Here is a 24692-nt window from a genome sequence, read left to right as displayed (position 1 = left end):
AAAACGCCATTGGCCGTCCGAAGCGACCTGCGCTCCAAGAAGATTCCCTTCGTTGTCAAAAAGTACGGGCGAATAGGGATAATTAAAAAGAGGCCGTGGCAAAGAAAAAATAAACGCAAGCAGGAGAAAAATTATTCCCCCGCCGATAATCAGTCGTTTTTTTGTTACATACTTCAGTAATCTCACAAACGCGCCGCTTGCGTTACCGTACTCCGGGAATTAACGCCCTTATTGACTCATCATACATCGCGTAAACATGAATTGCAGGCCTGAAGAAAGTGCCTTCATAAGCTTTGTTGACCCTGAAACTTATCGCGCGTGTTTCGCCCCTGTTAAGATTAAAGTATGTCATCACCCTGTCGTCCCTTATGTCCTGATAACGGAAATTCGATGAAGAGACGCTGCCGCCAATGCGCGTGTTGACGATCTCCCATGACGCGGGAATAGGAATAATTAGGGCGGCTTCTTCCACGGACTGGGTAAAAGTATTGCGCACGTTCACTGTGATTTCCATATCTTCACCTAACTTTAAACTTTCAGGAGCGATTACCTTGCTGTTGGCATCTCGGTATTCAACCGTAAGGGAAAGCCCTTCGGAGAGAGCGGGTTCTTTTCCTTCAGCGGGAAGCCCTTTAGCCGTATACCTTATATACACAGGAGAAGACGAGCGGTTAGTCACCGATAAAGCGGCGCTTGTTCCGGTTACGTTTCCAAAAGAGCGTTCCGCAACAGGAGTGTTAAAAGAAATATTCCCTGTTTTTCCGGCGACTGAATAATCCAATGACAACGCGCCGCTTCCGGCGTTATTTGACATATACGGAACAATGGCGATAAGGGCGTAAGCCGTCTCCTGAGTGGAAAGCCATTTGTCTTGGGAAAGCTCTTTAGTTATTTCTTCAAAGAGCTGTTTGGTTCTGCCCATCTCTTCCTGAGAATTCAACAAAATGAGAGTTTCAAGGATCATCGCCTTATCCCTGAGGGTCGAGCCAAATGTAGCAGAAAGTTCCCGATAATCCCTTTCCGGTAAAGCCAGTCCCTTTATCATGTTACGCGCAGTATCACGCTGTCCCGCAAGCCAATACGCGGCGGCAAGCCGCCAGCTTGCCTGAAACGGCAGTTTATAACTTCGCAGACGGTTCATCGAGCCAAGATCGGCCTCTCCCGCCAATGCCAAAGTGTAGAGCCTGTACGCCTGTTCGGTAAATTTATTACTGCTAACCTGCCACTGCGCCGATGCGTTTTTCTGATAACTAACCCAACTTTTTAGGGCTGTAGTACGCACCTCATAACCGGATCGCCGCGCTTCAAGGAGGAAATGCCCAATATAAGAAGAACACCAGTCATTTACAACAGATTCCCCCGGCCAGTACGAAAAACCTCCCGTCATTAACTGCATTCCCAAGACGCGTTCTATTCCGCCGCTTACGTTAGTTCTGATGTCAGCTTTTTGCTTGTCGTCAAGTAAAAGAATTTTATCTAAATAAAGCTGAGGAAACGAACCGCTTGTAGTTTGTTCAGCGCAGCCGTGAGGATACTTGATTAAATAATCCAACCGCGATTCAAGATTAAGAGGCGGCAGTCTTGAGAAACTTGCGACAAGGGTGTTTGTTCCGTCCCTTCCCGGATAATCAAGGTTTCCCTTCCATGTCTCTCCGGCAGAAAGCAAGCTTTGCAAAGTCTTTGTTACGGGAACTGCCGTGGAACGGACTTCTATATCCACAACTTGCTGGGCTGTTTTTAATCCCGATGATTCAGCCGTTACGGTGAACTTTAAACTTCCCGGGTTATCGGGAGATTTTACTTTAAAGCGGATTAATTTTTCTTCGATCTTGTCAAAAGATACGTTCTGCGACGAAGCGCCTTGAATTGCCGCGCCCGGCACGGAGAGATTTACTTTAACGCTCCTTTTTCCGCCTTTTTGAGAATTAACATAGACAGGAACTTCTAATTCATCGCCGGGTGAAAGCACGCGCGGTAAAGAAGCAAAAACCATGAGATCGGAAGTAACCTTTACCGTTGTCTGGGCGGTTCCATAACCGCGTAACAGTCTGCCGGTTTGAGGTTCGCTTGTGGCAGAAGCGGCGAGAACCATTATTCTCACCGCGCCGGTATACGGCGGCAGATCAAAAGTTTCTGTCTTTTGCCCGTTTTTGCCGATTTCAAAGGGTCCAAAAAAACGCACTACAGGTTTAAACCGCTGTGTCTCTTTTTGCGAATCTAACCCGCTATCGTCGCCGCCGCCAATTGCAAGCAGAGTTTCCAGTTTGCCTGAATAAGCGCCGATAACTTCCTGAAAAAGATCCCATGAATTGATAAACGACGCGTCCCTCGCGTAAAATGTATTTTTAGGATTAGGCAAATTAAAACGGGTAAGACCGAGGAGTCCCTCATCCACTACCGCGACGGTATACGCCATCGGCCTGCCGTTCGCTTCGCTGACGGTAAATGAAACTTTAGATTCCGCCTCCCAGTTTTCCTGCGTTTTAATCTGCGGATTAATTACAACCCTTGCGTCTTCCACCATTATGGGAACAATTCCGTAAAGACGGATTGGAAGATCGTTTTGCGTTTGCAAGTGCGGCTGGACAAGCGTTACGTGAACATAGATATTCGGAACCATCGACTGCTCCGAGTTAAATTCATACTTGGTTGTTCCGGCCTGACAGGTAATCCATTCGTTTTTAATTATGTTTCCGCCTTTTTCCAGTACGACAAGAGCGGCAGCCTCTTTATTGGACGGGAATGTTATCTGAACTTTTTCACCGGTGTTATACTGCTGTTTTCCCGCAGTCAGCGTAAGCATTGTTTGTGATCCCTTACCTTCGTCACGGGCGCGTCCAGCCCAGCCCGGCCAATCAATGTACGCCGTTTTAGCCGCCGCGTGTCCGCCTTTACTGTCCTTGGCTATAACAATGTAGCGCCCCCAATCGGGATACTTAATACTGAAATTAAAAACAGCCTTCCCATTTACGGCGGAAACAGTTTGACGTGAAATCGCGTCCCTTGAAAGAGTCGAAGCAAATTCAGCGGATTCATCTTCACTTTTCTCCCACCACCAATGCCATTCTAATTTATAAATCGCGCAATCAAGATCAACTTTTCCCTGGAGCAATTTTCCGTCTTCGTCAACAATCACTATCTCCGCCTTGTGTTCCGTATCGGTAAGCAACATTCCCCTTTCGTCTCCCAGCGGCAGCTTTATTCCGACATAACGGCTGTAAGGCGAATACTCCTTGCTGATCTGTTCCGATGAAAACACTCCCGACGGCTCAAAAATCCGCGTTAAAAACCGCGCCGTTACCCTGCCTGGGACAGCGGAACCGGGATTAAAATTCATCGTTACTATGGCTTTCCCTTCGCTGTCAAGAGTCCCGTCCCAAATCTCCTGGCGTTCTGTCGAAATACTTCTTGAAGGATCGCGGAAAGAATAATCATCATAACCTTTAAACGTTGTTTCCTTATCCATGTAAACGGCGGAAATATCAGCCTTTAGACCGGAGGCCGGCGCTCCATAAAGCCATTCGGAGCGCAGAGGAATTTTACTGGTACCGCTTTTTATAAATTCATTCGCGCCAAAATCAAGATCTATTTTTAACCTGTTTGGCATAACGGTTTCTATTTTAATGTTTTTGTTAAATGTCTTGCCGCCAACCCTTACCCTTGCAGTCCAGTCTCCTGTGGGAGCGTCTGACGCGGTTACTGCCGCAAGGGAGTAAAAACCGTCTACGGAAGAAGTGTATGTGCGGTTTATAACAGGGCGGCCTCTTGGATCTTCCAACTCGAATATAACAGGATGATTTTGGGGAAGAGTGCCCAATGGATCGGCAAGAAGGAATGTTAGATAAATATCGTCACCGGGGCGCCAAACATCGCGCTCTCCATAGATAAGCCCGCGTATGCCGGAAGAAGGAGTGCCTCCTGAAACGTCAAAATGGCTTACCGCAAGTGCCGTAGAATCGTTCACTTTAAGATATGCCCTGCCTAAACTGCTTTCCGCATACACAAAAATACGCGAACCGCTTTCCGTATCCGAAGATGCGGGAATTGTCGCAATACCGTTTGAGTTTGTCTTACCTTGAGTAAGAACGCGTCCCTGATAATTGTAAACCTTGTATTCGGTGTTAGGAGCGGCACGGGCGGTAATAATATTTGTCGTCGCTATAAGCCATGAACCGTCAAGAGACCTTTTTGCAAGAAGGCCTAAATCAGAAACAAGCACATTCCTGCTCTGTGTTATGTTATGCCCGTACATATTAACATAAAAAGCGGGATGGCATGGATCCTTGTTATAGCTATACCATTCATCCCAGTCGAAATTCGGATAATCATAATAATTCAAATTTGTTTCACCGCTTGCCGTATAACGCGGTGAAAATGAGTCATCCGGAAATTCATACCCGGAAAAATCATTGTGACTTTTATCACAAACATATTTAACATGCCTTTTCCTGAAAGTGATCCTTATATGGAACATTCCGCCGGGAAATTTTTTACTTAGTTCCGCCATATCAAGCCCTCGGCGTATCCAGCGGTTTTGATCGGAAGGCGCCCACTGGAAATCAAAAGCCTTTGTCCAAACCGGCTCGCCAACGCGATCAAGTTCACTTTTGTCCCTGAGGCCGTTAGTTTGCAAAAAATAAACCATGTTTTGATTGTAAATTTGAAACGCTTCCACCAAAATGCCGGTAACATTTCTGGTTGCAATAACAAGCTGCGCCCCCTGGCTTGTCGGCAAAATAGCGCCGTTTCCGATAAAACGTATCTCCGGCAATTCCCAAGTGTCGGGAACCGTATACTGTACGGGAGTAATTAAGCGCTTGCCATTCACATCTGTTAAATCCTGAATAACAAGTTCCGCTCCGGCGGGAATACCCCCTGAATTATTTCCGAAAATTTTTACGGTATTTCCTTCAAGCGAATAACGGACGTCCGTATTACCGGAAAGGGAAATAAACCCCCTTAAATCCTGATTTGCCTTAAGATTATTGGAAAAAGAAACTTCGATTGTATTATTGTTATATTTAAGATCAAGCATCTGGAAAATGTCCATGCCGGGAATTAATACGGTTGTAAACCCATCATCGTTGATTCCCAAGGAGTTTCCCTTCCAGGTAACTTCAACAGTTCTGGAAGATTCGCCGCGTTTAACCGGCTCAAAAACAAAACGGTGAACTCCGTCAGTATGCGACCACGAAAGTTTGCCTAACTCTTTTGAACTGACAGTTTGCTCTATTTTAGAAATTTCCGCATCATCATCAGTATTGACAATTCCCGATATAATAACATTATCACCGTCACCTAACTGTACTGGTTCAAGCTCTACCCTAAAAACAGGAAGCGCAACCGTAAAATCAAAGTTAAAAGAAGGAATCTTGGCAATGTTCACGGACACATCGTACCGTTGTCCCTGTTTATAGTTTTCGGAGGGGGTAAAAACAAGAGTATAATCATCCTGCCATGAAACGGCACCTTTAACTTTAGGGTTAATAACAAATGCGTTAGACGCTAAAGGTGCGGACGTATCCTGACCGAATTTAAATTCAACAATAATAGGGGAGTTTTTATTAAGTATTCCGTTTGAAATCGCCGCAATATACTCAGGATCGGGGAGGCTTTTTTTCCCCTTACAGGATAAAGATAAACCGCCTGTAAGAATTGTTAAAACGATAAAAAAAAGAAAGCTGGCTAAACATTTTGACCTTTTCATGATTCCTCCGTATTAGAAAATAATAGCATAAAAAATGGAGTTTTGCATATTAAATGAGGACAGGAAAGTTTATTAAAAAATTTCAATATAGCGCCGTTGCATATCCTCAATTATGCGTCGTATAATACCGGATAATATCTTTCTTAGTGATATTGCAGAGAAATTTTTCGGAGGCATATAATGCAGGATAAAAATTCATTTGCGCCAACGCCGCCTATGGGCTGGAATAGCTGGGATAATTATGCTGCCACTGTTACGGAAGCGCAATTTCTTGCAACAGCGGAATATATGAGAGATAAACTCCTGCCTTTTGGATGGGAATACGCCATAGTTGATATACAGTGGTACGAACCGCTTGCCGGTACAGGAGAGTGCGAGTACAGGCCTTTTGCGGAACTCTGTATGGATGAATATTCCCGCCTTATTCCCGCTGAAAACCGCTTTCCGTCAAGCGTGGGGGGGAAAGGTTTTGGCCCTATCGCCGAAAAAATACATAGCATGGGCATGAAGTTTGGACTTCATTTAATGCGGGGCATACCTCGCCAGGCTGTTCACCGGAGAACGAAGGTAAAGGGAGAAGGAATCGGAGCCGACAGGATCGCAAATCCTTTTTCAATTTGCAAGTGGAACTCTGATATGTACGGAGTTGATGCCGCAAAACCCGGTGCGCAGGATTATTACAATTCTGTGTTTGAGCTTTTTGCTTCATGGGGTGTTGATTATGTAAAAGTGGACGACATCTGCAATACCAATATGTATCCCCATGCCCCTTTTTCGGGACGTGGAGAAATTGAACTGATATGCCGGGCGATTGACGACTGCGGACGGCCTATGGTTCTGAGCCTTTCGCCGGGACCGGCTTTGATTGAGGAAGCCTGGCATTATGCGTTAAATGCCAATATGTGGCGGATTACCGATGATTTTTGGGATCGCTGGGAACTTCTGAAAGATATGTTCCGACGCTGCGAAATTTGGCAGACCCATGTACAACCCGGCAGATGGCCGGATTGCGATATGCTCCCCCTGGGGCATATAGGAGACGGTTTTAAAAAACCCCGTTCCACTAATTTTACCCATGATGAACAGCTTACAATGATGACCCTGTGGTGCGTTTTCCGTTCTCCGCTTATGATGGGCGGCTCATTGCTGGAAATGGATGACCGAACCCTTTCATTATTAACCAATAACGAGGTTCTTGATGTTTTAAAACACGGCGTCTCTCCCCGGCAGATCTGCCGTGACGCGCATAAGGCAATTTGGACGAGCGCGGCGGAAGCGGGAGGCTGCAATCTTGCGCTCTTTAACATGGACGATGAAAAGCAGACAGTCTGCTGTCCGCTGAAACTTCTCGGTATTGAAAAGGCTAAAGTCCGTAACCTCTGGGCAAAAAAAGATGAACCGCCGGTTTACGATAAAATTTCGGCAGATTTAGCCCCCCCACAGCGCGGCTCTTTTCCGCCTATGGTATGACCGCTAAAATACTAATAACTATTAACTAAAAACAAAGACCATATGATAAACGCCGGTTACTTCATGGACGACACTTGCAGTTTTATGATATTGCGGAATAATTATCTAAGGTTGTCAAAATAACTGCTTCCAGTACCTATTGACAATAATTATTTTAATTTATATCATTAAAAAAGGCGAGTTTTTATTGATTTTTTAGAATAATTCGGGTATTTTTAGAGTACCCGGCATAAGGTTGTAATATGTTTAACAATGAAGTCGTCCCCGGATTCGACGATGAAAAAGATGAGAGTCTCAAAATAAAAATCGAAAAAATAAACGAAGCGCCCAGATGCCTTCTGTTATCTTTAACGGGTTATATTGATACCTACAATTCCAATTTCTTTCAAAAACGCGTCCAGAAAGCCATAGATGAGGGGTTTATAAGGTTAATTTTCCTGTGCAGCGGCTTAAATTACGTATCATCTACCGGTATTGGCTCATTTACAACTTTTCTTAAGGCGGTTAAAGCCCAGGGCGGCGATGTTGTTCTTTTGGATATACAGCCAAAAGTTTATGAAGTCTTCCAATTGCTCGGCTTTGCCCAGTTTTTTAATATCATGGAAAGTCTGGAACATTCAATCCAATTTTTCAACACAGACCAGCCTCAGGAAAAACCGTCTCCTTTCCCAAAAGTAGTTGCCTGCCCTATCTGCTACAAAAAACTAAAAGCGTTAAAACCGGGGCGTTTCCGCTGTTCTGAATGTAAAAGCGTATTAGCAATTGACGCTAACGGTCAAGTTCTGTTAGGATAGAATTATGGCAGAGAGTAAAATCGAACAATATCTGATTGATCTGATGATTACATATCAGCAGGTAGGGAAAAATTTATGGCTGTTGGATGACGAAGAACGTTCATTGCAGGGCGTTGCGGTTATGCAGGCTGAGCCGCTTGTCATTATCAGGGCTGAAGTTATGGATGTTCCCAAGAGCAATCTTTTGGAACTGTATACCAAATTGCTTGAATTAAACGCCACCGACGTAATTCATGGCGCGTATGCAGTTGATAAAAACAAGATAATTTTACTCGATACATTGCAATACGAAAGCATGGATAATGAAGATTTCCGCGCGTCTTTGGATTCGTTCAGTATGGCTTTAACCGAACATTATCCAATTCTGTCGAAATTCAGGGAAAAAGGGTCTTCCGCAAAAACGGAAGGCGCGGGAGCCTAAAATGGGTATATTTTCGAGACTTAGAACTCTTATTGCGGCGAATGTAAACGCGCTGATTGGCAAGGCGGAAAAACCCGAAAAAATGTTAAATCAGCTTATTATCGATATGAACGAACAGTTAATCGAGTCCAAGAAAGCCGTCGCTATGGCTATTGCGGATGAGAAAAAACTGGAACGGGAAAAGGACAACCAGTTTGCACAGTCAAAGGAGTGGGAACGCAAGGCGATGCTTGCCGTCACAAACGGAAAGGACGACCTCGCCAAAGAAGCCCTTTTACGCAAGCAGGAATACGACAATGCCGCCGCCGAGTACCAAAAACAATGGGAAGCTCAAAGAACATCGGTAGAACAGTTAAAAGAAAGCCTTAGAGAATTGCAAAATAAAATTGAGGAAGCCCAGCGCAAGAAAAATCTGCTTATTGCCCGCGCAAAACGCGCCGAAGCCCAACAAAAAATACAGGACACTATTTCCAGCGTATCCGGCAACCGTAGTGCGTTTGACGCATTTGATCGTATGGCTGCAAAAGTTGACGAAATGGAAGCAATGGCGGACGCGTCTAAGGAGTTGCAGGACTTAAGCAACAACGCCAGCTTGGATAAACGCTTTAAGGAACTGGAAAAATCCGACTCAAGCGCGGACGCTATGCTTCTAGAACTTAAAGAGAAAATGAAAGCTCTGCCTGAAAAATAACGTTTAATTAAAATAGTGAAGAAAATCGAAATAAACACAATAGTTACGCTTGTGGAAAACTTGTGTATTCAGTACTAATAAATGACTGGAATGTATCACTTTTTATACAATAGCAAATATAAGAAATGATTTTCAAATAACAGATCATGTTAATTCCTTGCTACATAAGGAATTACGTGTTTTAATTATTAGAGTTATAAAGATTATTTATTAAATTAAATGTAATTGTTGTGATTCTTCCTTGTGGAAAACAGGTGGATAAAAGGGGATATTGAGGGCTGATAGGTGACTGTCACCAATTTAAGAAGTCCGCGCATAGCCTTCGTACAAAAACCCCTCTCCCCTTGCAACCATTTGCAAATCTTGCTATCTTATGCCATATACAGGCATTTAATGCATTTTTAAGGAGTAACTAAACAATGAGCATTGAAACTAACAGAATGCGTAACATCGGCATCAGCGCCCACATTGACTCAGGTAAAACTACCCTGTCTGAGCGTATTCTGTTCTACAGCAAGAAAATTCACGCCATTCACGAAGTCCGAGGTAAGGACGGCGTTGGCGCCACTATGGATCACATGGAACTTGAAAGGGAACGAGGCATTACAATTCAATCCGCCGCGACTCAGGTGACATGGAAAGACTACACCGTCAATATAATTGACACGCCCGGACACGTTGATTTTACCATCGAAGTTGAGCGTTCTCTTCGCGTTTTAGACGGGGCGATTCTTGTTCTTTGCGCGGTTGGCGGGGTGCAATCGCAGTCAATCACGGTTGACCGCCAGCTTAAACGTTACCATGTGCCGCGCATCGCGTTTGTAAACAAGTGCGACCGTACCGGCGCCAATCCATTTAAGGTGCGGCTGCAGTTACGCGAAAAGTTGGGGCTTAACGCGGTGATGATTCAAATCCCCATCGGGCTTGAAGATAAACTTGAAGGCGTTGTAGACCTTATCACAATGAAAGCCGTCTACTTTGACGGAGATCAGGGCGAGACAATCCGTCTTGCGGAAATTCCCGCCCACTTAAAAGCGGAAGCGGATAAATACCGCGAGGAACTGCTTGACGCTATTTCAATGTTCTCTGACGAGCTTGCGGAAAATATTATTGAGGGCAAAGAAATTCCCGAAGAGATGATTCACACTGCAATCCGCAAGGGTACTCTTGCGGAAGAGTTTGTGCCCGTTATGTGCGGTTCCGCTTACAAGTTCAAAGGGATTCAACCGCTCTTGGACGGGGTAACGCATTATCTTCCCAACCCGGAAGAAGTAAAAAATTACGCGTTAGACCTTGATAAAAACGAAGAGAAGATAGAGCTTAACGCGGATGAAAAAAGCCCGACCGTCGCGCTTGGCTTTAAATTGGAAGACGGTCAATATGGCCAGCTAACGTATGTGAGAGTTTATCAGGGTAAATTAAAAAAAGGCGACGAGCTTCAAAATACCCGCGCCCGCAAAAAATTTAAAGTGGGCCGCCTTGTGCGTATGCACGCGGACAGCATGGAAGACATTAACGAAGGCGCTCCCGGCGACATTGTGGCTCTGTTTGGAATTGAATGCGCGTCAGGCGACACTTTCTGCGGCGGCGGACTTAACTACGCAATGACGTCAATGTTTGTTCCAAATCCCGTTATATCTCTCGCTATTATGCCGAAGGACAAAAAAAGCGCCGACCAGATGGCGAAGGCTCTTAACCGTTTTACAAAAGAAGACCCCACTTTTCAAACTTATGTCGATCCCGAATCGAACCAGACAATTATCAAAGGCATGGGAGAGCTTCACCTTGAAGTGTACATTGAGCGTATGCGCCGCGAATACAAATGTGAGCTTGATACCGGTATGCCGCAGGTCGCTTACCGCGAAACAATTACGCAAAAAGCCGAATTTAATTACACCCACAAAAAACAGACGGGCGGCGCGGGGCAATTTGGGCGCGTGGCAGGTTACATGGAACCATTCACCGAAGGCGATTACGATTTTGTAGACATGATCAAGGGCGGATCAATTCCCACCGAGTATGTGCCAAGCTGCGATAAAGGATTTAAAGAGGCGATTAAAAAAGGCAGCTTAATCGGCTTCCCAATCGTCAATATCCGCTGTGTTATCAATGACGGTCAAAGCCATCCCGTAGACTCGTCTGACATCGCTTTCCAGTCAGCGGCAATCGGCGCTTTCCGTGAAGCTTACGGTAAGGCAAGACCGTGTATTCTTGAGCCGATTATGAAAGTGTCGGTAGAAGGGCCGACGGAGTTTCAGGGAAATATTTTCGGTTCAATTAATCAAAGGCGCGGTATGATTTTATCTTCCATAGAAGATGGGCATTTTTCCCGTGTAGAAGCGGAAGTTCCGTTAAGTGAAATGTTTGGTTATTCCACGGTTTTACGCTCGCTCACGCAAGGGAAGGCAGAGTTTACGATGGAATTTGAAAAATACTCAAAAGTGCCGCAGGGCGTATCGGAAGAGCTGATAAAAGAAGCTGAAAAAAAGAAAAAGAACGCTAGCCGTTAATTAGGAGAAAATATTATGGTATTAAACGAACTTATCCAACGCAGTCCAATCCGCATTTTTGAGCAGTCAATCGAAGGCGGATTAAAACCCGGAGAAATCGGAGTTATCGCTTCACCTAACGGAGTGGGAAAAACATCGGTACTGGTACAGCTTGCCCTTGACAAACTGCTTCAGGGGAAAAAAGTTATTCACGTATCCTTTACCAGCCACAATTCTTTGGGACAACTCAATCAGCACGTGCCTGTTTGGTACAATGATATTTTTGAAGAATTTATCAATAAAAAAAATCTTGATAACGCCGTGGAAATAAAGAACAACCTTGTTAAAAACCGCGTATTAATGAGTTTTAATCAGGACGGAATCACGAAGAATCAGATTCTGAAAAGTTTAAGGGCAATGATTATCGAAGGCGGCTTTAAAGCCGATTCAATTATTGTAGACGGATTTGATTTTTCACGCATGGACAAGGAAATCATTGCCGGAGTTAAAACATTTTGGCTCTGTTTTTCCACATGGCCATTGAGTTTGTTAATATTCACTATTACCTGTTCCATAGTGGCGTTGGTTTCGGTTACGCTGGCGGACTGATTTATAACACGGCTCTTGATGCTCTGGATGTTGGAAGTGATTTCGTTTATCGCTGCGGCAGTCTCGGTCATATTGCTGGCAAGATCATTGCCTATATCTTTCAATACAGCGGCTTGCTTTTTAATAATAAGCACAAGGTCTTTAATTTTTTGAATTGTTTTATTAAAGTAATTGGCAAGATCGCCTACTTCGTCTTTGGAACTGACGGCTACGCTTCGGGTCAAGTCGCCTTCGCCCTCGGAAATGTCTTTGAGCGTGTTCGCTACCTTGACGATTGGGGCGGTAGTGTTATTCAAAACAAAGTATATAAGTACCACCGCCGCTACAAGGGCTATCGACACCAATATAATAGAAAACCGTTCTATCGCTCTAACTTCTTTCATGATATAAGATTCGACTGAACCGACCATTACCGACCAATTTGTTTTAGAACTCCCTATGGGAACATTAGCTATGGCTATTTGTATATTTTCTTTAAGCGTAGGAGCGTAACTGAAACATTCGAATTCAATTCCGCTTTTAACGGCATCTAACGCTTTGTTTATATAGTTGCCAAATTGCACTTCCGCATCGATCATATTCTTTCCTATGCGTTCCGGCCTGTAACTCGCCATAACAAACCCCGTGTTGGTGTAAATTGATATAGCGGAAACTTCATCAAAATCTTTCATTGTCTGCTCTATTCTGGGCTGTATCATGTCAATATCTAACTGACAGCCTACGGCTCCTACTATTTCATTGAGCCTCTTGTTAAGAATGGGGACTACGAGTCTGACGCAATAGATATCTTTTCCCGACAGATTAAAAATGCTTGGGTCGCTCATTCCGACTGTTGTTCTGTCGGGTCCGTTAATATGATCCATTACCTCTTTAACGACTGCGCTGGTTTGAGGCTGTATCTTTCCGGTTTCCTTTCCCAGAGCATAAGCGAACTGTCCCGTAGGGGTTGAGCCTACCCTGCCAATATAACGGCTGTCCATGCCGTCAATGGCGTTAGGTTTCCAGACTGTAAACATTCGGATAAAATCGGGCATATCCTCAAAAACAGACTGCATCAGATTTTCATACTCATCGCGCCGCGTTGTTGGTTCCAGGTGTTCATAAAAATTCATTTCATTAGATAGCGTTTGCAGTACCTGTATATAGCCGCCTATCCTGCCGTCCCAGTACTGTGCGCGTTGACGCGCCAAATACATGGTTTTCTGTTTGGATAGATTCAAGGCTATATTGGACGCCTGCTTTAATTGAATTATGGCAATACCGCCGGCAATGACAGCCATAATGGCAATCATCATAATGCTCAGTTTGATTTTAATCTTCATTTTATACTCCCCTTTTAGATATAAAATTTCCATGTTTCCACAACTAGGCTGTTTTATTTTTGTTATTTAAAATAATACTACTTAAAAGTGAAAATATCAAGATAAAAATGGGTATTTTTATAAAAATACCCGAATGCAAAATGATAAAAGTGATAAAAATAACAAAAATGACAAAAACAAATGATATAAAGGGCAAAAACAACATAAAAACGGTTATAATATATTTGCTTAACAATACCTGTTTATGCGCTTCTTCTATAAAAATTTCTCAATTTATAGAAGTAAATTTACCAGCAGTAGCGGCCATATCTGTTAAATTTATTTCTGTCACCTTGATTATTCCGTCTCGGAGGAAGAGTACGCCGATTATTGTCAGGGCGGAAATCCCGCTTTTCAAATCCCTGCCCCTGTCCTTGACCGCGATTCAATGCGATAAAATCGTAGGATTTTCCGTCAATTGTTACTTTGGTGGGGTGAATCATGCTTTTGAATTCGTATCCTTCAACAGAAACTTTTTCGCCTTCGCGCAGTCCGTTAATAAAACCAATATACCGGTTCAACATCGGAACAATATAAACTTTATCGGTACTTTCTACCGCGACAAATCCCTTCTCCAGTTTTAAAACGCCTTCTATTGATACAGAATTTCTTTCGCGCATACGGTTTTTCTTTAATTGAGGGCCGGCATCTTTTAATTTCTCAGGTTTCACTTTAGTACCGGGGTTACGCTCTTCCATGATAGGTTGGGCAAAAACAGTACCCGCAACTAAAACAGCGATAATAAGGGAAATAATTAATTTTTTCATTTTTACTCCTCCGTAATCAATAGTATCTGTACTATATAACCAAAAAATAATAATTGTGTTACACTTTTAAAATGAAAAAATACTGCGTTTATCATTATAATTTCTGTAACCTTTATATTGCCGAAGAAGACGGAGCTGTCCGTTTTGTCTCATTTGGCGCGGGCAAAATACCCGAAGATTTTGAAAAAAGTGAAACTCCGTTAATTAAAAAAGCGGCAAAGCAGTTTGATGAGTACTTTAAAAAAGACAGGCAAAATTTTGACTTGCCGCTTATTTTACATGGAACGGATTTTCAGGTAAAAGTTTGGAAGGCTCTGCAAAAAATTCCTTATGGGCAAACGCGCAGTTACGGCGAATTAGCCGCCATGATTGGAAATCCAAAAGCATGCAGAGCCGTAGGAATGGCAAATAACCGTAACCCAATTACAATTATTGTTCCCTGTCACCGCGTAATCGGACATGACGGAAGTTTAACAGGTTATGGTGGCGGGTTGAAACTTAAACAAAAATTACTCGATTTGGAAAAACGCTAACTATGCTGCGCGGCAAGCGAAACAAGCGATAGAAACAACGTCACGGCAAGAGCCGCGATAAAAACAATTAATGCGGCGGTAAAGCCAAAACTCATTACAAGCCAAATACCCAACGTGTTAATTGCCGAGCGGTATAGGAAAACAAAACCGTGAAAAACAACCGGCAGAACAGGAAGCAAAAGAACAAAGAAATAACGCGGCTTTTCTTTTGCGCGATACCGCCATGCGATAACAATTACAAAAATTGCCATCGGCAAAAAATATAAAACACAGCCAAGCCGGTTTAAAATTTCAGCCTGAAAAATTTGATTTATATATCCGTAATTCTCAAGTTTTTTTGATGCGGTAAAAAGCTCATTAATCCGCAGATTTGTAAGCCCCCTTCTGACATCAGTAATAACCAATAAGTCTTCATAACTGATATTTAAAAATATTCCGCCTGTAACGGGGCTGCCAATAAGCCATTCGCCCTTAAAATCGTTATTCTTGTTAAAACGATCCAAAGCGTGGGTTAAAACATAAACTTGCGGCTTTCCTTCTTTTGTAAAAGGCGTAAGCTTCGCGTATTGTGAAACAACGCTTGTCTTTGGAGTCATATTAGAGTCAAATTCCATGTATTCAAATCCGGCGCCGTAAGCGACATCATCCGTTGTTGTAAGACTGTTAAAACGCATCACTGCCCTGCCGTCCGCGCCGGAAATAGAAAATACCGCGCCGTTTAAATTTTCACCCAGGGATAATTCCATCTCTTCAATAAAAAAGGCTATTTCTTTCGCGTTTTTCTCGCTTACGGCAATAAAATTTTTCGCGTCTGGATCATCTGGAGTATATGTCAACAATTCCTGAAAAATGTAAAACGCACGTATCCATTCGCCCGATGCCATCGCCTGATAGCCGGAAAGTTTTAAATTGTACAATGCAAAAAGATGTTCTTCCTTTGCATTAGGCGCAAGAGAGGAAATCATGTTCCATGCTTCGCTTGCAAGCCGCGCGGCATTGGCGGCTTCTACACTGCCTCTTACGGCAAGCCGCGTTCCAAGATTTGCCAGCCAATGGGCGTCATAATAACGTCTTTCATTAAAAGCTTCCCTGCTCATGGCAATAGCCTGCACGGCGTCAACAGGCTTTTGATCTTCATTTAACGGGACAATATCTGAAAAATGGTAATCTGCCGCCAATGCCTCACGGGCGCGGGTTCTTTCTTCGTTTTTTTCTGAAATATCTTCGTGTAAATTTATCTTAACTTCATCTCTAAGAGCTTTTAATTCTTGGCTGTTATACCAAACATGATCGCAAATATTCAAAAATTGGGAAGCTTTTTCCCAATCCCCTGAATCCCTGCACTCCTGCGCCCTTTTTTTTGCAAGCTTATACATATCTCCGCTGTATATCAAATTTTCCTCATAATTCTTAACCATTGGGAACACAAGAAAGAAAATCAGGCCATAAACAACAGCCGCAACAATCGCGGTAATAACGGAAGTAACAAGGTGTTTAAAAAACATCTCGGAAAAACTCTGATAACGATCTTCAAGCGAAACAAGTCCAAAAGGAATCACAAGCGCGGAAAAAGCAATAGCGGGAAATAAATTAATTATTTCTAACACCCCATGTATCAGCCGCCAACTGAAGGAATAGAGTAATAAAGGAGCCGGTGAGCCGGGAAAAATAAATCTAAAAATAATAATAAGAAGAAGGGCTGCGAGGAAATAAACAAAAAAAATAGACGGCGGAGCGCGCATTTTTTCAGTGTTAATCGTCATCATTCACCCGCCTCTTTGCGGCAAAAACCAAAAGTGAATACAGGTTTACAAGCGTTCCAAAACCAAGAAAAATAAACGGAAGCGCGTTTACCACGGGTATTTTATTGTTAAGGAAAGACGCCGTTATCATCTGCATCTCTTTCGAGTTAAAAAAAGTGTTAAGCGCAAGAATGCCGCGGAACGCCAGAATGGACAGAAAAAGATTTGCAAGCGGCCATGCGCTGAATTTAATCACATAACCCAGCGAGCATAAAAGGTAAATGAGAGACCCGACGTAAAGTAAGTACGAAATAAAACCTTGTGAATATTTAAGCTGAAACATTTCAGCGTTAAGCCTGATGTCTATTTCAATATCTTTTAAAAACCACGGCGTATCATCGCCAAATGGGATTGGAGGAAGATCAAAATCCGCGCTTGCCGAGCGCTGAAAAGCCAGCGGTTTGTCCGGTATCGCTACCACGCGCGGACCAAGAGGGTCAGCCGCGCCGTTTAGCAAAATAACCGCCGTTTCACTTTTATTTAACGTGTTTGACAATATCAATCCTTTTCCGCCAAAAGTTACACCGGGATTTTTCGCCGGCACTACGGATTTCCATTGTTCTAAAGCGGTAGAAATTCCAAAAGTAAACAGGAATGACAGGGACATTACGCATATAAGGGCTATCAACGCGAAAACCTCTTTTCTGATTGAATAATTTAAAGTTATTATAATTGAACAAAATAAAGCCATTGTTAACGCCCAATGCGCGGCTGTTATTAACAGTGTAAGGGAAGTCTCCGGTTTAGGCGGCAGATTCTTAATCCAATCAACATGAAGGGACAAAAACCTTATACCTGTTACTACCGTAAAAATAATGATGAAGGTAAGGCTGAAAAATATCGTTAATTTTGCTAATTTCCTCACAATATTAGATTATCACGCCGGAAACTCACATGCAAGGGTATTTATGGCTTTTTAAGCCATAAATTTCAGTTTGACAGCCGGAATTCCCCGCCAATCTTAAATTGCGGGAGAATAATTGTTGAGAAAAAACAGATTAAAGTGCATAATAAAGTATGAACACTCAAATAGCGGTTTTAGGCGCGGGCGCATGGGGAACGGCAATAGCAAAGGTCATTGCTGAAAAAGAGAAAGACGTACTTATCTGGAGTTTTGAGACTGAGGTAAGAGACGATATAAACAACAATAGACAGAATTCCAGATATTTGCCGGGTGTAGAATTACCCAAAAAAATAAAAGCCATTTCTAATATTGAGGAAGCCGCAGAAGGGAAACAATTTCTTATTTACGCGGTACCGTCTTTATTCCTGCTTGATACGTTGAAAAAAACTCTTTCTGCAAATTCCATAAAAGAAGGAAAAACCATAATCGCCGTAATAACAAAAGGCTTTTTACCTACCGAAAACGGCCCCCGGCTGATTCTTGAAACCATGGAAGATTACCTGCCCGGTTTTTTCCGCCAATCCCTTGTATACATTTCCGGTCCAAGCCACGCTGAAGAAGTGTCGCGGGGAAAAGTAACGGGGCTTATCGCGGCAAGTGAAAACCCAAAGAACTCCATCCGTTTCAGAGACTTGCTAAAAGGCCCGCGCTTACTGGTTTATTCATCGCTTGACGTAAGGGGAGTACAGGCGGCGGCGGCGGCAAAGAATGTTATAGCAATCGCGTTTGGATTGTTAGACGCAATGAAATCCGTCGGCAAAATGGATATGTTTGGGGACGGTACAGAATCACTTTTGCTTGCGGCGGGATTAAACGAGATACAGATTCTAGGCAAAGCGTTAGGCGCGACTCACACCGAGACATTTACTTCCATTTCCGGAATTGGCGATTTAGACGTTACGTGCCGTTCTATTTACGGAAGAAACAGGCGCTTTGGCAGGGAGATAATAGAAAAAAATATACTAAAACCGTTTAAAAACATTGATGATCTCCTATCCCGAATAGGTGAAATAGGCTATTTGCCGGAAGGCGTAGCCGCCGCCAAATATGTCCGTATTCTGGCGGAAAAACACAAGCTTAAAATACCAGTCTCCATCGGATTATGCAGGCTTTTAAACAGAGAAATTGATCCGCAGGAATACTGTGAAACACTTTTAGCGGATTGGGTTAAATAATGAATCTTTCATACGCTTTAAATACTTTTACAGGACCGGCCTTAATAATCATAATCATATTTGCCGAATGTATGGTAAAATTTTCCAGTAACCGCAAATTAAGAAAAATTTTCTGTATTATCTTAATCGCCGTATTTTTATTGTTAATCGCGGATTTTATTTATTCACTCAATAAAAGCTCCGGTAATTTTACGGAATACAGAATAATTTGGCCTGTAATTGCCGCATTGTTCCTTTTTATCTATTTATTTGTCATACTCAAAGAAAATAAAACCGATTATTTAACCGGACTGGACAACCGGTACAGTTTTTTTGAATTTGTACATAAATTTACACGTTACAAGAACGGCAAATCCCTTATAATTGCAATGATTGACATAATTAATTTTAGGTCCATAAATGAAAATTATGGCAATCTTGAAGGAGATAACGCCCTGCGTAATTTTGCGCAAATTATTAAATTTTGCGGCAGAAAATCTGATTTTGCGGCGCGTTATGGCGGAGATGAATTTGTTCTTGCCGTAAGAACAGAAACGGGCATCGACGATTTATTGGACAAGATTAACGAAAATTTAAATTTGTACAATAAAAATAACGGAAAACCATATCAGATAAAAATAATTTACGGATTTGACACGTACTTTTCAGACGACACCAGACGTATAGATGATTTCTTAAATCACATTAACGGCCTAATGCACTTAAATACCGAAGAAAAACGCCGCGCGGGAGATTATAAAATATGATTACTTTTGAATATTCCAATGCAATAATCGGTTCCTGCATAATAATAATCCTTATCGCGGCTGACTATTTACAAAAATACAATACGGATATTTTTCAGCGCAAATTATTACTTATAATGCTGAGCGCGGTTTTTATTTCCGCTATATGTGATTTTATCGGTTCTTCTATGGAAGGAAATACGGAAATACACGCAAATAACGAATTATACTATGTTTGGTCAATTTATTTTATTGCGCGTAATTGCTGTTATTACTACGGGGCTGTTTTTATAGACTATTTCGCCCATGAAAATATTATCAGGACAAAAAAATTTATAAAAATAGTAACTGTTTTTCTGGCGTTATATACGCTTAGTATAATACCTAATTTCCAGTTTGGATATTATTTCTATCTTTCAAAAGATAATACTTATATCAGGGGAATATTATTTTTTCTTCAAATAATAATAAGTTATTTTCCAATAGTAATAATTTTAGTCGATATAACCCTTGCCTACAAATATATAAAACATAATCAAATTTTAATGATTACTATTTTTGTTTTCATTACGTCCGTTGGAGCGGTCGTAGATATTTTACTTGGAACAACAAAACTGATTTGGCCGTGCGTTACAGCGTCAATATTATACGTATATTTCTTTATGCTTAGATACGATTTAAAAGTTGACAGCCTTACCGGCATGGGCAACCGCAACGATTTTTATAAATTCATTAATAAATTTTACCTTGACAGCAGAAGCTTTAAACAAAGAAATAAAAATGAATATGCGTTTATTAAAATTAATATAAATAAATTAGGAGAAATAAACGATGTCCACGGACATCTGGAAGGCGATAACGCTGTGCGCGACATCGCTACAATAATTAAAACTTATTTCAGGCATACTGACTTTGCGGTACGTTACGGCGGAGATGAATTTATTCTGATTACTGCGGCAAAAAATGACGTTCAACGCATTATTGAGCGCATAAATAACGCCGTTGACAACCAAAACAAAAAAAATATACGGCCTTATAAACTCTGTATAAATTACAGTTACAACATATATAAAGTTAATTCCGGCCTGCAAATTCAGGATTTTCTAGCGCAACTGGACAGTAAAAATAAATCAGTAGAAATAAAGACGGAGTAAAAATGTTCGAAAAATTAACCGGAAAAATCACAGACGCTCTTCGCTTTGTTACCGGCAAAGCGTCGATCAGCGAAAAAAATATTGAAGACGCGGTAGAAGCGATTAAAATGGCGCTTCTGGAAGCGGACGTAAACCTTCGCGTCGTGCGCCGTTTTGTAAACTCTACAATTGAAGAGGCAAAGGGAGAAAAAGTTTTACGCTCCGTAGATCCCGGCCAGCAATTTGTAAAAATTGTCCACGACAAATTGGTTTCCTTCCTTGGAGACGAAGACCCGGCAAGCCGCGCTTTAAAATTAAGAGGCCCTGATGTAATATCGGCAATTTTAATGCTTGGTTTGCAAGGATCGGGAAAAACCACAAGCGCGGCTAAACTTGCGCTGCGCCTTAAAAAAGAGGGACGCAAACCGTTGCTAGTAGCCTGCGACTTAATCCGCCCCGCCGCAATGGAACAGCTTGCCGTTCTTGGCGGACAAATTGGAATCCCCGTTTACAAAGAAGACGGCGCAAAGGACAGCGTAAAAGTTTATCAAAACGCCTTATCGTGGGCAAATAAAAACATGATTGATACAGTCATCATTGACACAACAGGCCGAATGCAAATTGACGAACCGATGATGCAAGAGCTTTCCCGACTTAAAAACGCCGTAACCCCCGATGAAATGCTCCTTGTAGCCGACTCAATGACGGGACAAGCCGCCGCAGACATCGCAAAAACATTTGACGAAAAGGTAGGGCTTACCGGAGTAATCCTAAGCAAGTTCGACTCCGACACACGCGGCGGCGCGGCGCTCTCGCTGAAAACAGTAACAGGAAAACCTTTAAAGTTCACAGGCACCGGAGAAAAACCCGAAGATTTTGAACCTTTCCACCCCGAAAGAATAGCCGGCCGCATCCTCGGCATGGGCGACGTAGTAAGCCTTGTAGAAAAAGCTCAAGAAGTGATTGATCAAAAAGAAGCGTTGGAACTCCAGAAAAAAATGGAGAAAGAAAACTTCACTCTTGATGACTGGCTGAATCAAATCCGCTCCCTGAAAAAAATGGGTTCTCTTCAAAAAATGTTAGAGATGATTCCCGGTATGCAGGGACAGATAAGCGAAGATGACATTGATAAAGAAGAATTAAAAAGTCAAGAAGCGATACTAAGCTCCATGACCATTAAAGAGCGCAATAATCACTTAATCATAGGCCCGCCGCGAAGAAGCAGAATCGCCCGAGGTTCGGGAACGTCTGTCGCGGAAGTTGCTAGATTGTTAAAAAAATTCGAAAAAATGCGCGGCATGATGAAGAAGATGGCGAAAGGCGCAAGAGGCGGCGCAATGCCGAATAAGCCGGGAATGTTCCGATAGTACATTATTTACAAAGAATTTTTACCACGAACCACACGAACCAACACGAACCTAGAAAGCGAATAGACTTGCTTCATATATATGCGTACTAGAAAGCGATGGTTTAAGGGGTTCTTGTCCGTTATCTTATCGTAAAGTTCCACGCTAAGCTTCCGGACAAAAACCCCACTCCCTACTCCCCATTCCCTATTCTACAGGTTCATCTCTATTTGTGCGGAAGGGCATCGCAGCTAAACCGTTTTTTGCGTATAACGGAGTTGGTCCGTACTTATACCACGCGTACCGCGCCCTTTTTGGCTGTTGTACTCTATCGGAACTTAAAATTACGCTGCTGCCTTCTATTTCCGCTTTCGCAGGATAGTATTTGCCTTGAGCGCCGGCAATTTCAAAACTTGCGTTTACATCATCTGTACTGCCATGAAATTCAAGGCCGCACTCGGCGTTATCAAAGTGAAGATGTAAAGCACTCCCCTGCTCTTCCAACCAACTGAATACGGGCGCGTCAGCTTCAATGTCTTTACCATAAACTTTTTTAAGGGCTTGCAGGGCAAGACGGAAACCTACGGTTTGTTTGTCGAATGGGTGAATATTGTCAAACTCTCCGCAGTCAATGATTACCGCAAGCCCTGAATTGGCAATATCAAGGGAAGCGAGATATTGGCTCTCCCTAAGCAGACACCAATGGCGCGGGGGATTCCCCGAATCAACTTCTTGGCGCGAAGCGTACATGGGCAGTTGAACAAACAGAAACGGAAGGCTGTTATCATTCCAGTCGCTTCTCCACTGTTCTACAAGGTAGTACATCATTTCGCGGTAGTCGGCGGCGTAAAGTTCATCTTGCTCTCCCTGATAGTAAATAAAACCTTTTATAGTGAAAGGAGCGGTACGCCGTATCATCGCCTTATAAAGATTTGTGGGGCAATAATGGCTGGTTCTTCCGACAGGCTGAGGCCAAGGGCACTCGCCGCATTCCTTGTTTAAGACTACCCAGCTTACATCCGGGTCTTTTTCCCTGCGGAGGCGGACACGCTCTTCCCATTGCCGCCGAAGTTCAAAGTAATCCGCCATTTCGGCATTGTACTGCTCGTCGGTTTTATTGCCGACTTTTTGCGCGTAATCATCAATAAACCGCTTGCCCGCCACGGTCTTCTTTAATTGTTCTTCGCTCATCCACGCGCTGATCGACGTGCCGCCCCACGAGCAATTTATTATCCCGATGGGAATTTTTACATCAGCGTTAATTTTTCGCGCGAAGAAAAAAGCGGCGGCGCTGAGCATTGCAGACGTATCGGGCGCACATTCCTTCCAACAGCATTTAGCTTCTTCACGAAAATAGTCTTCGTCTACAACGGCGCGTTTAGTCACTTGAAAAAAACGTATGTTGGGATTAGCGCAAGAAGCAAGCTCGGCTTTTCCGTTTTTGCAGTTTACAAGCTCCATTTCCATATTGCTCTGTCCGCCGGCAAACCACACGTCGCCTGTTATTACATTTTTAAAACGTATCTCATCAAATCTGTCGCTGAAGACCAACTCGCCACTTAAACCGGCGGCAAGGGGCGGCAACATAAGGCTCCACTCAGTACGATACACTGTGGCTGACGCAGAAACGCTATGTTCCCCACATTCCCAACGGACGCTGACAGTCCCTCTTTCATCTCCGCTCCATCCCCAGATTCTAACCGGTTTTCCGCGCTGTAAAACCATGTTATCGCCGAAGATCGGGACTGTCTGCAATGCCAATCGTACCATGCTACATCCTATTCTTTTTTACCCAATCGACAATCTCGTCAATTTTTCCAAAGACGAGGCCTGTTACCGTATCCGCGCAACCGTAATAAATCGCCACCCTGCAAGTGTCTTTGTCAACAAGCGCGGCCACAGGGAAAGTAACGTTAGGCACGTCACCCGCTAATTCATAAATTTCCCTCGGATTGATGATATACGGTCTTGGCCGCGCTATAACTTTCCACGGCTTTTCAAGATCCATCAATGCCGCGCTGAACGAATACACAAAGCCATTACAGCTTGTCAGTACCCCATGATAAAAAACAAGCCAGCCCTCTGATGTTTCAATGGGGCAAGGACCCGCGCCTACTTTTGTGCTTTGCCATCCGCCCCACGGCGACATAACATGACGATGTTTGCCCCAGTAAACCAGATCGGGGCTTTCCGAATAGACAATATCGCCAAAGGGAGTATGCCCCGAATCGCTTGGGCGGCTGTACATGGCGTAATTTTTTCCAATCTTGCGCGGGAAAAGGGCGCCGTTACGGTTGAAGGGCATTACCACATTTTCCATTTGATAAAATTTTTCAAAGTCATAAGTGTAACCAAGTCCGAGGCAGGGGCCGTGATAACCGTTACACCACATTATGTAATAACGGTCTTCTATAAAAATTACGCGCGGATCATATTTGTAATCCGAGTCGGGTATTTCAGGGTTATCCTTGATAAACTTTATTGGTTCATCTTCAATAACCCAATGAATACCGTCCTTGCTTCTGCCCGCGTGAATATCCATGTGACGCGCAGTATCATCGCAACGGAACACGCCGGCGAACTCTCCCTTATAGGGAACAACGGCGCTGTTAAAAATGCTGTTAGACCGTAAAGTTAAATCCCGTGGAATAATAGGGTTTTTAGAAAACCGCCACATCAGCTCTTTTTTTGGATTGCTGGCAGACGGCCTGTCTTCCCACGGAATATTCGGCAGACTGTTTCCATTTACAATGATATTCATGTCT

18 protein-coding genes are annotated in these 24692 nt (G+C 43.1%); 10 read left to right on the top strand and 8 right to left on the bottom strand.

What is annotated here, in order from left to right; genetic code table 11:
• Positions 1-186, bottom strand: a 186-nt coding sequence (locus tag ACYVRH_RS15650; protein ID WP_461257773.1) for a hypothetical protein, incomplete at its 3' end; no start/stop codon positions are given.
• Positions 187-202: 16 nt separating this feature from the next.
• Positions 203-5707 carry an alpha-2-macroglobulin family protein gene (locus tag ACYVRH_RS15645; RefSeq protein ID WP_461257772.1) on the bottom strand — a complete coding sequence of 1835 codons (5505 nt, stop codon included), beginning with the start codon at positions 5705-5707 and terminating at the stop codon, positions 203-205.
• 180 nt (positions 5708-5887) lie between these two features.
• Between ACYVRH_RS15645 and ACYVRH_RS15640 the strand changes: the two genes are divergently transcribed.
• The 5 genes from ACYVRH_RS15640 (at position 5888) to fusA (ending at position 11593) form a co-directional block, all read left to right on the top strand.
• Positions 5888-7177: a hypothetical protein gene (locus ACYVRH_RS15640; protein ID WP_461257771.1), complete on the top strand. Its 1290-nt coding sequence runs from the start codon at positions 5888-5890 to the stop codon at positions 7175-7177.
• 242 nt (positions 7178-7419) lie between these two features.
• A complete protein-coding gene (locus tag ACYVRH_RS15635) occupies positions 7420-7971 on the top strand; it encodes an STAS domain-containing protein (RefSeq protein WP_461257770.1) in 552 nt (183 codons plus the stop codon).
• A gap of 4 nt (positions 7972-7975) precedes the next feature.
• Positions 7976-8392 (top strand): YbjN domain-containing protein, encoded by a 417-nt coding sequence (locus ACYVRH_RS15630; RefSeq protein ID WP_461257769.1) that lies wholly within the window; start codon positions 7976-7978, stop codon positions 8390-8392.
• 1 nt (position 8393) lies between these two features.
• The gene (locus ACYVRH_RS15625; protein WP_461257768.1) at positions 8394-9083 is read left to right on the top strand and encodes a PspA/IM30 family protein; all 690 of its coding nucleotides are present in this window, start codon (positions 8394-8396) and stop codon (positions 9081-9083) included.
• 419 nt (positions 9084-9502) lie between these two features.
• A complete protein-coding gene (fusA, locus tag ACYVRH_RS15620) occupies positions 9503-11593 on the top strand; it encodes an elongation factor G (RefSeq protein WP_461257767.1) in 2091 nt (696 codons plus the stop codon).
• Between the two features lie 371 nt (positions 11594-11964).
• Here fusA and ACYVRH_RS15615 read toward each other — a convergent pair whose 3' ends face one another.
• Together ACYVRH_RS15615 and ACYVRH_RS15610 are read right to left on the bottom strand one after the other, a co-directional pair.
• Complete coding sequence (locus ACYVRH_RS15615; RefSeq protein WP_461257766.1) at positions 11965-13503, bottom strand: HAMP domain-containing protein; 1539 nt, start codon at positions 13501-13503, stop codon at positions 11965-11967.
• A 287-nt stretch (positions 13504-13790) separates the two neighbouring features.
• Complete coding sequence (locus tag ACYVRH_RS15610) at positions 13791-14309, bottom strand: hypothetical protein (protein ID WP_461257765.1); 519 nt, start codon at positions 14307-14309, stop codon at positions 13791-13793.
• 71 nt (positions 14310-14380) lie between these two features.
• On the opposite strand from ACYVRH_RS15610, the gene ACYVRH_RS15605 reads away from it, so the two are divergent.
• A complete protein-coding gene (locus tag ACYVRH_RS15605; protein ID WP_461257764.1) occupies positions 14381-14842 on the top strand; it encodes a methylated-DNA--[protein]-cysteine S-methyltransferase in 462 nt (153 codons plus the stop codon).
• On the opposite strand, the gene ACYVRH_RS15600 is transcribed toward ACYVRH_RS15605, so the two are convergent.
• Positions 14839-16608 (bottom strand): hypothetical protein, encoded by a 1770-nt coding sequence (locus tag ACYVRH_RS15600; RefSeq protein WP_461257763.1) that lies wholly within the window; start codon positions 16606-16608, stop codon positions 14839-14841. The two genes, ACYVRH_RS15605 and ACYVRH_RS15600, sit on opposite strands and share 4 nt — an antisense overlap.
• Complete coding sequence (locus ACYVRH_RS15595) at positions 16595-17509, bottom strand: hypothetical protein (RefSeq protein ID WP_461257762.1); 915 nt, start codon at positions 17507-17509, stop codon at positions 16595-16597. The genes ACYVRH_RS15600 and ACYVRH_RS15595 overlap by 14 nt, the downstream gene beginning before the upstream one ends.
• A gap of 152 nt (positions 17510-17661) precedes the next feature.
• On the opposite strand from ACYVRH_RS15595, the gene ACYVRH_RS15590 reads away from it, so the two are divergent.
• Genes ACYVRH_RS15590 through ffh form a run of 4 tightly spaced genes read left to right on the top strand, consistent with a single transcriptional unit; the run spans position 17662 to position 21948 of the window.
• On the top strand, positions 17662-18723 hold the full coding sequence (locus ACYVRH_RS15590; RefSeq protein ID WP_461257761.1) for an NAD(P)H-dependent glycerol-3-phosphate dehydrogenase: 1062 nt from the start codon (positions 17662-17664) through the stop codon (positions 18721-18723).
• On the top strand, positions 18723-19469 hold the full coding sequence (locus ACYVRH_RS15585) for a GGDEF domain-containing protein (protein ID WP_461257760.1): 747 nt from the start codon (positions 18723-18725) through the stop codon (positions 19467-19469). Before ACYVRH_RS15590 ends, ACYVRH_RS15585 begins: the two co-directional genes overlap by 1 nt.
• Entirely contained in the window at positions 19466-20602 is a 1137-nt protein-coding gene (locus tag ACYVRH_RS15580) for a GGDEF domain-containing protein (protein ID WP_461257759.1), read from the top strand. The genes ACYVRH_RS15585 and ACYVRH_RS15580 overlap by 4 nt, the downstream gene beginning before the upstream one ends.
• 2 nt (positions 20603-20604) lie before the next feature.
• The gene (ffh, locus tag ACYVRH_RS15575; RefSeq protein ID WP_461257758.1) at positions 20605-21948 is read left to right on the top strand and encodes a signal recognition particle protein; all 1344 of its coding nucleotides are present in this window, start codon (positions 20605-20607) and stop codon (positions 21946-21948) included.
• Positions 21949-22134: 186 nt separating this feature from the next.
• Here ffh and ACYVRH_RS15570 read toward each other — a convergent pair whose 3' ends face one another.
• Together ACYVRH_RS15570 and ACYVRH_RS15565 are read right to left on the bottom strand one after the other, a co-directional pair.
• The gene (locus tag ACYVRH_RS15570; RefSeq protein WP_461257757.1) at positions 22135-23697 is read right to left on the bottom strand and encodes a sialate O-acetylesterase; all 1563 of its coding nucleotides are present in this window, start codon (positions 23695-23697) and stop codon (positions 22135-22137) included.
• Between the two features lies 1 nt (position 23698).
• Positions 23699-24688, bottom strand: coding sequence for a glycoside hydrolase family 130 protein (locus ACYVRH_RS15565; RefSeq protein WP_461257756.1), 990 nt, complete (start codon positions 24686-24688; stop codon positions 23699-23701).
• Positions 24689-24692 lie beyond the last annotated feature (4 nt).

It is taken from the genome of Treponema sp. R80B11-R83G3, assembly GCF_054786115.1.
Note: the sequence above shows the minus strand (reverse complement) of the source record. Positions and strands in the feature narration are given on the sequence as shown.

Excerpts from the sequence above, each read along its gene's own strand:
- ACYVRH_RS15615 (WP_461257766.1), bottom strand. The coding sequence starts at position 13,503 with ATGAAGATTAAAATCAAACTGAGCATTATGATGATTGCCATTATGGCT.
- ACYVRH_RS15630 (WP_461257769.1), top strand. The coding sequence starts at position 7,976 with ATGGCAGAGAGTAAAATCGAACAATATCTGATTGATCTGATGATTACA.
- ACYVRH_RS15590 (WP_461257761.1), top strand. The coding sequence starts at position 17,662 with ATGAACACTCAAATAGCGGTTTTAGGCGCGGGCGCATGGGGAACGGCA.
- ACYVRH_RS15580 (WP_461257759.1), top strand. The coding sequence starts at position 19,466 with ATGATTACTTTTGAATATTCCAATGCAATAATCGGTTCCTGCATAATA.
- ffh (WP_461257758.1), top strand. The coding sequence starts at position 20,605 with ATGTTCGAAAAATTAACCGGAAAAATCACAGACGCTCTTCGCTTTGTT.
- ACYVRH_RS15640 (WP_461257771.1), top strand. The coding sequence starts at position 5,888 with ATGCAGGATAAAAATTCATTTGCGCCAACGCCGCCTATGGGCTGGAAT.
- fusA (WP_461257767.1), top strand. The coding sequence starts at position 9,503 with ATGAGCATTGAAACTAACAGAATGCGTAACATCGGCATCAGCGCCCAC.
- ACYVRH_RS15565 (WP_461257756.1), bottom strand. The coding sequence starts at position 24,688 with ATGAATATCATTGTAAATGGAAACAGTCTGCCGAATATTCCGTGGGAA.
- ACYVRH_RS15605 (WP_461257764.1), top strand. The coding sequence starts at position 14,381 with ATGAAAAAATACTGCGTTTATCATTATAATTTCTGTAACCTTTATATT.
- ACYVRH_RS15635 (WP_461257770.1), top strand. The coding sequence starts at position 7,420 with ATGTTTAACAATGAAGTCGTCCCCGGATTCGACGATGAAAAAGATGAG.
- ACYVRH_RS15645 (WP_461257772.1), bottom strand. The coding sequence starts at position 5,707 with ATGAAAAGGTCAAAATGTTTAGCCAGCTTTCTTTTTTTTATCGTTTTA.
- ACYVRH_RS15610 (WP_461257765.1), bottom strand. The coding sequence starts at position 14,309 with ATGAAAAAATTAATTATTTCCCTTATTATCGCTGTTTTAGTTGCGGGT.
- ACYVRH_RS15585 (WP_461257760.1), top strand. The coding sequence starts at position 18,723 with ATGAATCTTTCATACGCTTTAAATACTTTTACAGGACCGGCCTTAATA.
- ACYVRH_RS15625 (WP_461257768.1), top strand. The coding sequence starts at position 8,394 with ATGGGTATATTTTCGAGACTTAGAACTCTTATTGCGGCGAATGTAAAC.
- ACYVRH_RS15570 (WP_461257757.1), bottom strand. The coding sequence starts at position 23,697 with ATGGTACGATTGGCATTGCAGACAGTCCCGATCTTCGGCGATAACATG.
- ACYVRH_RS15600 (WP_461257763.1), bottom strand. The coding sequence starts at position 16,608 with ATGATGACGATTAACACTGAAAAAATGCGCGCTCCGCCGTCTATTTTT.